The 12,450-nt window shown below is 39.5% G+C and carries 21 protein-coding genes, 1 tRNA gene and 2 pseudogenes; 1 reads left to right on the forward strand and 23 read right to left on the reverse strand.

Annotated features, from left to right (window positions below):
• The 23 genes and pseudogenes from D9K81_RS17240 to D9K81_RS17355 all read right to left on the reverse strand — a co-directional run.
• Positions 1-435 (reverse strand): annotated as a pseudogene (locus tag D9K81_RS17240) (phage terminase large subunit); the annotation flags it as partial.
• The gene (locus D9K81_RS17245; protein WP_121523881.1) at positions 425-889 is read right to left on the reverse strand and encodes a DUF2280 domain-containing protein; all 465 of its coding nucleotides are present in this window, start codon (positions 887-889) and stop codon (positions 425-427) included. The pseudogene D9K81_RS17240 and the gene D9K81_RS17245, both read right to left, overlap by 11 nt.
• A gap of 58 nt (positions 890-947) precedes the next feature.
• Positions 948-1,589, reverse strand: a complete 642-nt coding sequence (locus tag D9K81_RS17250) for a putative metallopeptidase (protein ID WP_121523883.1) — start codon at positions 1,587-1,589, stop codon at positions 948-950.
• Entirely contained in the window at positions 1,549-1,986 is a 438-nt protein-coding gene (locus D9K81_RS17255) for a hypothetical protein (RefSeq protein ID WP_120368410.1), read from the reverse strand. The genes D9K81_RS17250 and D9K81_RS17255 overlap by 41 nt, the downstream gene beginning before the upstream one ends.
• Before the next feature lie 53 nt (positions 1,987-2,039).
• Positions 2,040-2,252 carry a hypothetical protein gene (locus tag D9K81_RS17260; protein WP_106985260.1) on the reverse strand — a complete coding sequence of 71 codons (213 nt, stop codon included), beginning with the start codon at positions 2,250-2,252 and terminating at the stop codon, positions 2,040-2,042.
• A 3-nt stretch (positions 2,253-2,255) separates the two neighbouring features.
• Positions 2,256-2,471 (reverse strand): cold-shock protein, encoded by a 216-nt coding sequence (locus tag D9K81_RS17265; RefSeq protein WP_120365408.1) that lies wholly within the window; start codon positions 2,469-2,471, stop codon positions 2,256-2,258.
• 116 nt (positions 2,472-2,587) lie between these two features.
• Positions 2,588-2,809 (reverse strand): transposase, encoded by a 222-nt coding sequence (locus D9K81_RS17270; protein ID WP_106986617.1) that lies wholly within the window; start codon positions 2,807-2,809, stop codon positions 2,588-2,590.
• Between the two features lie 515 nt (positions 2,810-3,324).
• Positions 3,325-3,401, reverse strand: a tRNA-Met gene (locus D9K81_RS17275).
• Positions 3,402-3,490: 89 nt separating this feature from the next.
• Positions 3,491-3,784, reverse strand: a complete 294-nt coding sequence (locus D9K81_RS17280) for a hypothetical protein (protein WP_121523885.1) — start codon at positions 3,782-3,784, stop codon at positions 3,491-3,493.
• Positions 3,785-4,476: 692 nt separating this feature from the next.
• Positions 4,477-5,010, reverse strand: coding sequence for a hypothetical protein (locus D9K81_RS17285; protein WP_120368411.1), 534 nt, complete (start codon positions 5,008-5,010; stop codon positions 4,477-4,479).
• A gap of 10 nt (positions 5,011-5,020) precedes the next feature.
• Positions 5,021-5,692 carry a metallophosphoesterase gene (locus D9K81_RS17290; RefSeq protein ID WP_120368412.1) on the reverse strand — a complete coding sequence of 224 codons (672 nt, stop codon included), beginning with the start codon at positions 5,690-5,692 and terminating at the stop codon, positions 5,021-5,023.
• Positions 5,693-5,701: 9 nt separating this feature from the next.
• Positions 5,702-6,106, reverse strand: coding sequence for a DUF1064 domain-containing protein (locus D9K81_RS17295; protein WP_121523887.1), 405 nt, complete (start codon positions 6,104-6,106; stop codon positions 5,702-5,704).
• Positions 6,106-6,309 (reverse strand): hypothetical protein, encoded by a 204-nt coding sequence (locus tag D9K81_RS17300; RefSeq protein ID WP_121523889.1) that lies wholly within the window; start codon positions 6,307-6,309, stop codon positions 6,106-6,108. Before D9K81_RS17300 ends, D9K81_RS17295 begins: the two co-directional genes overlap by 1 nt.
• Positions 6,306-6,662: a hypothetical protein gene (locus tag D9K81_RS17305; RefSeq protein ID WP_121523891.1), complete on the reverse strand. Its 357-nt coding sequence runs from the start codon at positions 6,660-6,662 to the stop codon at positions 6,306-6,308. The genes D9K81_RS17300 and D9K81_RS17305 overlap by 4 nt, the downstream gene beginning before the upstream one ends.
• On the reverse strand, positions 6,659-6,895 hold the full coding sequence (locus D9K81_RS17310) for a helix-turn-helix domain-containing protein (protein WP_106986608.1): 237 nt from the start codon (positions 6,893-6,895) through the stop codon (positions 6,659-6,661). The genes D9K81_RS17305 and D9K81_RS17310 overlap by 4 nt, the downstream gene beginning before the upstream one ends.
• The gene (locus tag D9K81_RS17315) at positions 6,892-8,349 is read right to left on the reverse strand and encodes a DNA cytosine methyltransferase (protein ID WP_121523893.1); all 1,458 of its coding nucleotides are present in this window, start codon (positions 8,347-8,349) and stop codon (positions 6,892-6,894) included. Before D9K81_RS17315 ends, D9K81_RS17310 begins: the two co-directional genes overlap by 4 nt.
• The gene (locus D9K81_RS17320; RefSeq protein WP_120376152.1) at positions 8,346-9,086 is read right to left on the reverse strand and encodes an ATP-binding protein; all 741 of its coding nucleotides are present in this window, start codon (positions 9,084-9,086) and stop codon (positions 8,346-8,348) included. Before D9K81_RS17320 ends, D9K81_RS17315 begins: the two co-directional genes overlap by 4 nt.
• Complete coding sequence (locus D9K81_RS18710) at positions 9,083-10,039, reverse strand: hypothetical protein (protein ID WP_228199864.1); 957 nt, start codon at positions 10,037-10,039, stop codon at positions 9,083-9,085. The genes D9K81_RS17320 and D9K81_RS18710 overlap by 4 nt, the downstream gene beginning before the upstream one ends.
• Complete coding sequence (locus tag D9K81_RS17335; RefSeq protein ID WP_120376151.1) at positions 10,040-10,396, reverse strand: hypothetical protein; 357 nt, start codon at positions 10,394-10,396, stop codon at positions 10,040-10,042.
• Complete coding sequence (locus tag D9K81_RS17340; RefSeq protein ID WP_120376150.1) at positions 10,393-10,701, reverse strand: hypothetical protein; 309 nt, start codon at positions 10,699-10,701, stop codon at positions 10,393-10,395. The genes D9K81_RS17335 and D9K81_RS17340 overlap by 4 nt, the downstream gene beginning before the upstream one ends.
• Positions 10,698-10,949 carry a hypothetical protein gene (locus D9K81_RS17345; RefSeq protein WP_235831056.1) on the reverse strand — a complete coding sequence of 84 codons (252 nt, stop codon included), beginning with the start codon at positions 10,947-10,949 and terminating at the stop codon, positions 10,698-10,700. Before D9K81_RS17345 ends, D9K81_RS17340 begins: the two co-directional genes overlap by 4 nt.
• Before the next feature lie 234 nt (positions 10,950-11,183).
• The gene (locus D9K81_RS17350) at positions 11,184-11,639 is read right to left on the reverse strand and encodes a phage regulatory CII family protein (RefSeq protein ID WP_121523897.1); all 456 of its coding nucleotides are present in this window, start codon (positions 11,637-11,639) and stop codon (positions 11,184-11,186) included.
• Between the two features lie 50 nt (positions 11,640-11,689).
• Positions 11,690-11,938, reverse strand: coding sequence for a hypothetical protein (locus D9K81_RS17355; protein WP_120376180.1), 249 nt, complete (start codon positions 11,936-11,938; stop codon positions 11,690-11,692).
• Between the two features lie 116 nt (positions 11,939-12,054).
• Here D9K81_RS17355 and D9K81_RS18715 point away from each other — a divergent pair.
• Positions 12,055-12,450: pseudogene (locus tag D9K81_RS18715) on the forward strand (DNA-binding protein); the annotation flags it as partial.

Here is a 12,450-nt window from a genome sequence, read left to right on the forward strand (position 1 = left end):
GGCATAACACACTCCACCAGCTAACGTGCGCCAATCATCTTTAGCCTTACTGTCATCGCGCAGCTGAAAATCAGGAAACACGCGCTTATATGCCGTTTCTTGTACCAAGTTACGCGTCTGAAATGCATTGTTAGCTGCTAATGTGGCTGAGTAGCTAATATGAATAAATTCACAATCAGGTACCTTGCCAAAACACCACGCCATGAAATTAATCACAGCCAACTCTGTTTTCGAGTAACGTGGCGGAATGTTGATGATTAAGCGCTTAGTCTCACCACGGAACACCTTCATTAAGGCATCACAAACCACTCGATGGTGCCAGTTGTGCATCCATTTGTACTTTCGACGTTCTTTGAACATGTATCGAGAAAAGAAATACAAGTCCTCCTGCGCTTCAATTTGAATCGCAAGTTCACGTGCTGGGTCAGTAATCATTTAAGGCCTGCTCCCTTGCTGCAAGGTAGCTTTCGGTTGAAACATTAGAATTCACAGTCTCTATTGGCTTGCCATCCTTACCTGTGATTTCTTGCTTAGTCACACGGCCATCAGTTTCTTGAAATGCCTGCTTAAGTAAGTTCTGCTTTGCCCGCTTATTACGGCCAGAATCTTCATACATACCCTGAAGCTCTTTAAGACGAAATGCTTTATTCGCAATCGGAATATCAAGAATATTTTCCTGAAATTTCTTACGAGTTTCATAAAACAAGTCTTTTAGTTTCTTGCTTAGATTCCTGCCTGCATACTTTGTTGGGTCGTAACTATGACACTGCTTTCGATCAATTTTGATCTTGTAATTTTCTTCTACCAAGTCAGCAACTTGTTGAGGTGTTTCAAAGCAAGCAAGAGACTGAACTATAAAGATTTTCACAGGCTCTTTAAGTGCCGCCATAAACTCACCTTTGTCGTACTACGTCGTACAAGATAGGTAAAAAAAAGAGCCCTTAAGCTCAATTAATCACACACGTTCCGCAACACGAAGCCATACTTGTTTCTGAAACAAACGGCGCCTGCTTCGCAATCTCAACCAGTCGCTTAACATTTTCATCCGCGCCCCAACGCTTGGTCTCACCAAAGAACACTTCAACGTCATGGCCAGCTAAATAATGCTTAGGTAGACCAGTATTATCGCTGTATATGGGTTCGCCATCTTCGTCACGCTCAACACCTATGTGATAAAGCTCATGTTCAATGAGTCGGCAGAAATCTCTGTCAGTTGCCTGTTCACAATAAGCAGCATCAATTGTTATGAGATATACAGGCACTGCGCCAAACCAGTCGCGCATTTGCTGTTCTTGGCGAGCTTTCTTCCATCCGCCTTGGTTAAACATCACCTTTTCACATTGACCGAGCACCATACGCTTTTTAGCCATACATGCAGATGAAGCCCACGCAAATGCCAAAAAGTTTTCATCATCATGAAGTAGCTCAGCAATGTGGTCATGATCAGGGTTATGCAGTTCCCCACCCAAAGTCAGCCAATTTGCTAAAACCCATTCCTTTAAATCTGGTGCAGGTGCAAGCAGAATTGCTTCTTGTTCTTCTGCCCTATCAATCAAGTCTGTCGGCGGAAATGGTCTGATCTGTTCCATTATCTAATCTCTCTAACTGACTCTGAATCCAGCGAATTGCATAGCCTGACTCAATTTGATGTGGCTCAAGGCGTTCAATTCTATATCCCATGTCTTCAGCCAAATCATATTTATTAAATGCGTTTGCTATCTTTTTTCCACCGCGACCTACAGCCCAAGGACTACCAGCTATCTCTATAAGAAGCCTGAGCTTTACGATATAAAAATCGAATCGCCAGTTTTTGGTATGTTCAAATTGAAATTTGCGCTCATAGCCAATCAGGTGTTCTTCTAATCCTTGGAATAAAGCCTCTTCTGCTTCTAGATATTTTTCTTTGGCTTTAGGTAATGGTCTAGTACGAGGTTTCTTTTTAGGAGGAACCTTTTGGGTTAGGGTTTTATATGCATTAAGTTCCATATTTCACCCATTAAAAAACCACCCGAAGGTGGTTTCTTGAATTACATTACAAACTAAGATAATTTAAAAATCTTTCCAGTTTTATTGCTATAAAAATGGAAATCAAAACTAGGCTTAATCATTTCATCATCTATATTTATGGATCTAATACATTCGCCAAAACTTTTCGGTTTATCATTCGATCTTTCGCACATAGCGTCAACTGTATATGTAGCGCCATATTGATCAACTACATTTACTAGAACTTTTTCTAATGGAATATTCATAAATTAATTATCAATCGCGATGATTTCACTTGCTTGAAAGCCACGTTGACTTTTCGACACTGAAAATTGTACTCGCTGACCTTCGATTAATGTTTTAAAACCGTTTGACATAATTTGAGAATAATGAGCAAAAACCTCATTACCATTATCACCCGAAATGAAGCCAAAGCCTTTTGCATCATTGAACCACTTAACAGTGCCAGTAGTTAGATTAGACATATATTTTTCCTTATAAGTTTTTTTTGATAGAGGGAAATTCGTAATACTCTAAGTTTAATTAAACAAAAAATAAATAAAAATTTGTACCCTACAATTATTTGAATAATGTTGGATATTTAAGAATACAATTTATAAAGCTTATTCAATTCAGTATAAAAAGACTTGCCATCTAAGTTCAGTTCAATTTTTTTCCCTGACTCCAGTTCGACTTGTTTTGCAACTTCAACCCAAGTATGACCATTCTTTGTACTTTGGGCTTTAGTTAGTGGAATAATATTTACTTTAATGACATTGCCATTAGTTGCTGAGGCTGTAGTCCAGCCATTTTTAATGTTCATTTAATTACTCATATGATGAGCTTTTGTAAACAAGAAAGTATTTAAAGATAAAACCAATTATAAGGTTGGAGATAATTCACTTAAAAAAGTATTTAAACTTATGATATTTACAGTAGCTGTGAAATTTAAAAAGATATAAAACAAATCAGTATCTTGAAAGTGTAATTTAAGGGAAACCCACGAATAGCTGCAGGCTCCCCTTGATCGGCATGATGCGAATTCATGCTATGCGTTAACTGTTTGAATTTGATGCTTGAACATCAGAATGGAGGGAATACGCAATTCCGTTAACAACTCAAACACTACCGTTCCGCTTACGGATTCGATCAAACCCAATATAACAGATCTTAGCGCTATAACCTATTTATATCTCACTTTAATATTTAGATAATAAAATATTCTGATTTTTTAGCGTATAAGAGCATTAAAGTTAAATTAATACGATGAAATTAAATAATCATAAAAAAACCTAGAAAGCATGAAGCAATCTAGGTTATAAACTTTAAATTTTTTATTGGTAGCGGGAGCTGGATTTGAACCAACGACCTTCGGGTTATGAGCCCGACGAGCTACCAGACTGCTCCATCCCGCATCAATGTGTTAGCTTTATACGCTTTAATCCAGCATATAGCAAACTTTATTTTAAAATAAAAATATTTAAAGGATATCTAGGGTAAATAATTAAATATGACTATTATTTGGCTTTGTCACGAATGCTGGATGTAAATCTCTATATTTTTGTAATCTGCCTTTTTCATTCTCTAGAAACAATTTAGGCTCTTCAGCCCATAATGATTTTCTTGTATCAAGGCCAGAATGTTTTAAAGCCCAATCCGAAATATTTCCATATATAAATGTATTGTCTGCAAAAATAAATTTAGCTTTTCCACCCCCTGTTGCTAGATAAACTTTATACGTAGGAAGTGACCCAAAAATGCTAAATTGAGTGTATTTATATTTATAAGATTCTGACATGAAAACAATTACCTAAAAACTGCTCCATACTTTAACATTATAAAATTTAAAAAACTAAAAATTTACGACCTCATTAAATTATCTATCGAATTCGTAAATAATTTTTATTTCAAAAAAACCTGCTTATCTCTCCCAAAATAAGCAGGTCAATGTTCGCTGATATTTTTTAATATTGCTAATATTTATTTATTGGCACCGACTATACATATCCAATGTTTCAGAAATATTAATAAAAAGAAAAAACAACTTAAATATTAGAAACACTACATCAAGTAATACAAAATTTATAAAAGCTATTTAATTTTTTTAACCTTAAAACAGTTTCGACAAATTTCAAGATCACCATCTTTACAATGATGAATTTCAGTCGCGTCATGAAAACCTAAAAGACATTTTAGAAGCTGAAACATACCCCTCCCCTTTAAAAAAAAGCCCACACGGGGAAAGGTTGTGTGGGCAGGAACTAAGGACACCCGATAAGGTGTTGAAACTACAGCTAGTTTCGATTGTTTATTTTCCATACATCATACAAATCTACATTAGCATAATGTGACAAATTTAAGTTTTATAGCTGGAATATGTTGCAGACAACAAAAAAGCCCACCATTTGGCAAGCTTTTTAACACTTGGTCACTTTTGTATAGAACGACCAGTCTATAAATATCTTATGTTATATGGGGGTTTTTTGTCAATTAGGATTTTCGCAAATCTTTCCGATACATATCCGCATAAAAATCTATCTCATCGCGCATATCTGAAAGCATAATTTCCACCATGTTTTCCAGATAAGCATAGTGCTCACGATAGGTGCGCATCTTCATTTCTGTAATACCAAAGAAGCGCAATTTATCCTCGGCTTTAAAATTCCCCATATCTCGAAGATTTAAGAACAAGGCCATCTTTGCGACCTTGAATGCAAAGGATTTGAGATCAAACCGAATACGCTGCACATCCTTTGCTAATGCCTGATAAAGCATGGCTGCCAGATGACGCTGCAGAATGTTATACGCCATCGTATTATCACGATAATCACCCCACACTAAAATTTCACAATATGCCTTTGTTGCCTGTTCCTCGATTGAGGCAATAGCACCGCAACGATCCTCCCATGTGATTGGCTCCAAACTACCACCCCCTTGACTTGGTTCATAATTCGCAGTCTTTGCTCTTAACTGCTGCCCCAGCCATTCAATGTTTGTCATCTTTTCAGCTACCATCGCATTCATCCCAATTCCCTCAAATGTTGCTCAAATCTAAAATCGTCATCGTGCCCCAATGAACTGCACCGGTATCAATCCAATAACAGTTATCTCGCTTACATGGTTTCTGGGTGACTGTATGACCCATAATTACCGCATCCACACCAGAAACATGGGTATATTGGTTTTTATCTTCGTCTAATCGATCACGACCCCACATTGCCAACTGATCAGCTCCACGTATCTGGGGATTGTGAAAACTCGCCTTAAAGTCGGCCCAGTCGTTTTCTTCAATATGACCATGAACAAAACCATATTTTTTACCGCCATGATTCACTTCCAGCGCAACAGGTAATTCAGCAAATGTTTTGGCTATGTTGTCCATCGCTTGTCCATCGAGCATGTAGAACCATTCCCCACCATTTTCAATATGGCAGCGCTTGTAAGATTGATCATGAAGCCCGCCAATACATAGGTCTTCATGATTACCACGAACTGATGTAAACCACGGCTTAGACAATAACTCGACACACTCAATGTTTTGGGTGCCACGATCCACCAGATCACCAACCGCAACCAACAAATCATTTTCAAAGTCGAAGCCAATTTCTTTAAGTCGAGTCATAAGCAGGTTGTAACAGCCGTGAATATCACCAACAGCCCACAACTTCCCTTTAATTTCCTGATCCCAAACTTTTACTAGCGCCATCTCTAACCCTCAAACTTCTTTAATATCGATATCGTGTACTGTTTTCATCAAATGCTTCTTATTGCGATAACTCGCCAATTTCCGCGTTACTGCCGACTTCACATCCTCAACAATCAGCTTCCCATTGCTCAGGTATGTAAAATCTGCGTAATACCTCAATTCAGGTTTTGCCCTTTTCTCTCCTTCCAGTTTTACTTTAGGTGCCAGTACAAATTTAACCTGACACCTTAACTCTGAAATTTCACCCCGTTGCATTAAAGCTGTAAGCTCGATATAGCGCTTGTACTCTTTAACGCTATCAAACTTCATTCCGTCCTTTTCTATGCGCTGTGATTTGTATTTAGAGCACCCAGACTTAGCTTTAGCCTTGGGTGCGTATTGAGCATGATATTCAGCGAGTGAGATGCTGGTCATTAGTTACCCGCTACCAACTTAAAAACTAGCAGGGCCACAAGGAATACCGCACACATTCCCAACCCAAAACTAAAGCCACGATTCATCCACTCCCAAACAGCGATATTGTTGAAGCCACCATTCGCCCATTTCCAGAAAAACTTGATTGCAAAAAATACGAAAACGCTTAGCAGTAGGCAGATTAAAAAGTCTTTGTTATTCATCCCTCAATTACCCTCGTAGTCGGCGCTATATGATTGCGAATGTCTGATACATGGTCAGTGCGATCGTCTTCAAATACAGACTGAATTTTCTTTTTAGCTTCACTAAAATTGCCAACCAGTATTGCGCCACCTTCGATTTTCTCTTGGCTTAATTCTGCGTACGCTTCAAGCTCCTCTTCTTCACTACGTCCGTAGTAATGATGATCAATTTGGGATTTCAAATCATCTAGAAACACATCACTTGAACAGCGAATAAACCCATTCGTGTACATCTGCATTTTTGTGTTGTATGCCTTTGCCCACTCAGGCGCCCCATCCACAATTTCCCGCATTTGTTCGATTGTTAAATTCATGCCTTCACCCCAAATAATTCTTTAGCCATACCAGTTGCTTTAAATTTATTGTTAGTTGTTCTTTCCAGATATCCAATTTCAACCAAGTCATTCAAGCATCTGCGGATCGTCCATTTAGTTGCACCTAGCACACAAGTGGATATATCACCAACTCTGAATTGATCTGGCGTATGCACAGCAAAAAGTAAAATGTCAAAGCGGTTTTCAAAAATGTGTCTTGAATCATTTCTCATGCTGCGCCCATGTAAGACAATTCATGTTTAAAGTTTGCTTGCACAAGAGCGCGTGAAAGCTGCGGGCAAACACTGTTGCCCACCATTCGTGTTTGTTCTGTTTTGGTTAATCTGATTTCTTGTCCATTTTCATCCAATCCTTTTTCAAAAATATAATTCTCGGGAAAACCTTGGGCTCTAAACAGCTCAACTGGTTGCAACATTCGAAAACCAATATCGATTACCTGGTAAGCTTGATTATTAATTGTGACAAGACCAAAACGGTCACGGGTTGGAATGGTTCGTAAAGGCTCGTATAAAGAGTTTCCATTTTTTTCATTGCCGTAAAAGGCTGTAAGGAAAGCTCGAACTTCGGCAAAATGACCACCACCTGCGGTAATAGTGTGCATTGGCTCTTTTATAGATTGACCGACACAGTTATTACGCAGTTTTGACAAATGGCTTACTACTAATGAGTTGTGGTCCTTGGCTGTCACCGTATGTACTGGCTCATTCACACTACTACCGATCACTCCAGTGTAATTTTTAGCAATGTGCGCGGATATTAAAGCGTGGTGACCACCTTTAACTTGTGCACAGATAGTTCTTAAAGGCTCGTTTGTAGCCATTGTTCTAGGACTTGTTGCATTTGCACACTCCGTTAAAACAGGAACAACAGCGCCATCAACTACAAAAGGATCAAGACAATTGAAAAGGAATTTATCAAGACCATTAAAAATCCGCTTTAAAGTTGCATCCACAAGAGGTCGTTTACGATCAAATATACTCGGGCACTCAATAGACCAATCAATACATTCAGCCGCAGTTCGATATGGCTTAAGCAAACCTTTTTGAACAGCTTTATCTTTTGGATCACCATGCGTGGCTATAGGCCATGAGATTGGCAAACCATCACGACGTGCAATTAAGAAAAAGCGTTTGCGTATCGTTGGTGCACCATAATCACAAGCACGTAATACTCGCCATTCAACCGTATACCCTTGGTAACGAAGTGCTTTAACAAAACTTCGAAAAGTTTCCCCTTTATGCTTAGGACATGGTTTGCCATCTTCAGCAACACGGCCCCATGTTTTAAATTCTTCTACATTTTCCAGCATAATCACACGTGGGCGTGTTTTAGCTGCCCAACGTAACGCAATCCATGCCAGACCTCGTATTTTCTTTTCAACAGGCTTGCCACCTTTCGCTTTGCTGAAATGCTTACAGTCTGGTGACAGCCAAACAAGGCCCACTGGCTGATTGCCGGTAATTTCAGAAGGATCTACATCCCAGACACTTTCGCAGTAATGTTCGGTCTCAGGATGATTTATACGATGCATGGCCAAAGCTTTAGGATCATGATTGATTGCGATATCAACTGGGCGACCGAAAGCCTGCTCAAGCCCAGTGCTAGTCCCCCCACCACCAGCAAAGTTATCGACAATTAATTCGTGTGGTAAAAATGACATGTTCATGCCCCACCTCCCACACGCTGATCCGCCCAATTGCATTCGATCACCGATAGACCATCGTGCTGAAAGCGCGACCAGAGACGATCACCCAAATCTTTTTGCAGATCTGTCAGTGTCATATTGGAAACGATCATGGTTGCCTTACCGATGTCATAACGTGAGTACAAAACCTTGTGTACCAGCTGTAAGCGATTTTCATGGCGGTCATGCAATCCGTATTCATCCAGAATCAGCAAGTCGTATTCACTAAAGCGATATACGGCGCTTCTCTCGCTGTCATCTGGCTTGGTCCATGCATTCGCAATTTCATTGGCCATGTCTTCAGACGTGATGTAGCGAACATAAATCCCCTTGTTTAAGAGTGTTCTGGCTATTGCACAGCTCAAGTGAGTCTTACCTGTACCAGTCTTGCCAGACATGATCAAATTGCGCTTTTGGCCAGCAATCATGACTCTCGAGAACTCAACGCAGTTGTTCAAGGCATTCGATTGCCCGGCAAAATTCGTGTTGTAATTTCTAAAGCCTGAATCCTTATGACGCTCAGGAATCATTGCTCCGGCAAAGTGCAATTCACGAACCATTTTGTTTACAGATTCCTGATGTTCCTGGTTGTTCTTGTTCACCAAGTTCTTAGCGCATTCAGGACAGATCTGATTCGGACCAGCTTGAACTTTTTGAATATTGTGTTCAGTACAGTAAGCCTGTACCTGTTGAAACTTCATTGAGATCATGGCGTTCATACAAAGTCCTCCGGTATTTCAACTGGCTCAACATCACCTTGGAACTCGGGGATATCTTTCCAGGCTTCGTTGACGTTACGGTTTGGTTTTTCAGAGAATGAATATCCAGATTGTCTCCCGTGGTTGTTCAGAGGAGTGTTTTGTCTACGCTCAACCCATTGAACCAGCTTTCCAAGAACTTGGTTTTTCACCATTTGATTTTTATGGCCGTACTCAGCTTGTAAATCACCTTGAAGTTTATTCAGGTCTTCCTGGGTGATTTCTTGTAAGCCACGAAGTTTGATTTTTGTGTTCACGACAGAGAGATCAAAAACAAAACGACCATCTTCCGCTATCTCTGGATTCAGTGAATCAGGATTCAGATTAAAGGATTCAGGATTCAGGGCGTTTTGGTCTGAGATAGAAACTGTTCCATAACTGTTATTATCCTGTTCGCAAACTTGATGCGTATTATTAGAAGCATCATTATTTAGATCTTGATAACTGTTTTCAGCACCTTGATTTTGGTTGTTTTGAGAAAACTCACCTGTTTTAGCGTAAAAATCAGCTAATTGGTCATGCTTCAGGTATAGGGGTTTACCAGTTACAGTCTTGTTTTTGGGGTTACGAAAATAGACTGTGTATATGCCTGTTTGATCAGGAAGTTCGCTATCTTTCTCTAATCCATGCGGTGTTTGATGTTTTACAAAGTTTTCAATCTGGATAACATCAATATCATCTACGTTATATAACTTGATAAAACCGTATTTAGAAATGTTATATAACTGTTCTGAAACGTTTATATCATCAGCAGGAAATAAAGACATTTTGATCTTTTTAGGGCGATTCTCTAAACGACCTTCACGATCTGCTAATGTCCATAAACCTATAAAAAGGAGTCTGGCTTCGTATGGAAGCTCAACAATATCCTCATTCAAAAAGAACGAGGGCTTGATGTTTCGCGCTCTAGCCATTTATTGAACTCCCAACTTGACCAATCCACGCTTTTCCAGCTGACGAATAATTCGAGGTTCGACAAATTTGTTGTTGATCTTGTAGCGCGTTCGCGACTTTTCTTTGACCTGAATCAGTGGTACTCCATCCTGCAATTGACGGCGTATCGCTATAGCTTGCCCCCCCATTTGGGTGGTGTGCTCAAGAATGAAATATGCTTCTTGGGCCTCAATAGCTTCATTCATTACAGACAAAGGCATAGCTGCGAGTTCTTTTGCTGTATAAATTTTCACTGGATCAAGTAGCGGAATAATCACTTCAATTGGTGCTGGGGAAACGGTGATGTCTTGTTTCGTGCGTTTAGCTGAATATCTCATTGAGCATCCCCTTTTGGCATTTCATAAATAAAACTGCCATGCATTAAAATTTTATTGGCTCGATGTAAGCTGGAAACAATTTCACTCGCTTGATACACAGAGATTCGGTGTTCATTGACTAATGCTTCAATAAACTCGTTGCGTGTAATCGCTGCATTTTTCTCATCGCGGTTAATCTTGCGCAGATTTGCTTTTCTGACTTCTAGAAATGCATCTAGTGACCGTAGCGCAGGCTCATACCATGATTGCGTCCACTGCATCTGCTTGTGTTCAGGCTTTTGCTGAATGGCTTTATTGGTCATCATGAAACCTCCGCTAAAGCTTGTTCAGTTTGAGTCAATCTGCGTTTGGCCAACACTTCGGCTACAGATGCCGTACGAATCAAATGCGTGAGTGCGAAGTTACTATTTCCGTTTAACAGGACTCCATCGCCCTGTACTTTATGCACAGTCATTAAATGGTCTGGCTTATTTGGGTCTTTAAAAACAACAACATCACCCTCTAAAAATTCAGGGTTTTGTTTTGATTGCTGATGTGCTAAATTCTGTTTCATATTCATTGGTTCCATGATTAATGAATCTAAAAGCCTGATTCCGACAATCAGGCTTTTTTTAATCTCTTGTTTATCTTGAAAAAATGTATAAAATTCGAGCGGCTACCTTCACTCAGTAGTAAGCCCTTGACACTAGGATTGGTCTTGGGCTTTTTTTTGCTCAGTAAACGTGCTACATTTAAATCCATATTCATTGGCTCCAAATGATGAATACTTTAAGCCTGCCCTGAACCGTCAGGCTTTTTCTATTTCTACACAGGCGTGAACCTGCGCATCTAATTCTGCTAACACCATGTGCAACGCATGAATAACTTTTGACATATCAGATGCCTCACCACTTGTAATGCGCCCATCCATCATCATTTCTCTAAAAACAGACGTGACATCACCACCGCCAATACCTATCCCTAACACGAGTTCAGTAAGAGCAAGATCACGGCATTCGGGTATTTGCGGTAGATCGATAGCAACCTTTCCATGCTCGGCATTCAAACTATGCAGTGGGCGGTAATCCCCTGTTAATGTCATTAGCTTTGATGTCTCAAGCAGAGTGATGTGATGTGTATCTGTATTTGGATTTACTTTACTGTTAAGCACAGCTGGACTTTTTATTCCCATACGTGGAGCTAATGCATTTGCACCACCTGGAAAGTCGTGAACCATGTTATGTACGGCGTCTAATATGTTCATTTATAGCCCTTTAGAACGTTTTTATTCGTTAGTTACCGAGTAATACTTGGTTATGCTGTTAAGGTTTGGTTGCGTAAGTAATTAAAGTCTGCCTCTGGACATAAAGAGTCACAACGCACCTTTCCTCCACTAGCTTTGTCAATACGAATAGCCAAAGGTGCACCACATTTTTTGTTGACGTAGATGATTTGCTGAAGATTGCCAACCGTTGTTAAGCATTCTTTTGCAAAAGCTTCTCTACCCTCCAGTGTGAGGCTGAGTAGATGGTTTTTAAGTTGTTCAGTGTTAGAGGAAGACATTTAAATCTCCTGATTAAATATATTTAGTAAATACTAATTTTAATTACTAAATATGTCAACGGGTCTTTAGTTTTTATGAATTTACTTTTTACTAAAAACTATGTGAAATACTAAATATGGATAAAATCGCCCTTAGACGCAGAAATCTGCGCACAGCCATTGATGCTGTTAATAGAAAATTAGGATTTAAGTCGGATATTAGTTTTTGTGAGCACTACGATTTAAATGCTAGTCATATATCTCAGCTCATTAACGGGCATGGGAGTTTTGGAGAGCGCGCGGCAAGAAACCTTGAAAAGAAGGTCGGCTGGGATGAGGGTCTTCTTGACGAAGATTCAGATAATGGAGATACGAAAAGCTTTAAGCATAGTGGTGGTATTCATATTTCCCCTATCGAATTTCGATCTAGTGAAACAAAGCCAACCAATGTACGCATCCCCATCTACAAAGATATAAAAGCGTCTTGTGGCGCGGGTATTGAAAACTTTTTAGAAGATGTGAGTGAATATTTA

This window comes from Acinetobacter chengduensis, assembly GCF_003664645.1.
Lineage (GTDB): Bacteria > Pseudomonadota > Gammaproteobacteria > Pseudomonadales > Moraxellaceae > Acinetobacter > Acinetobacter chengduensis.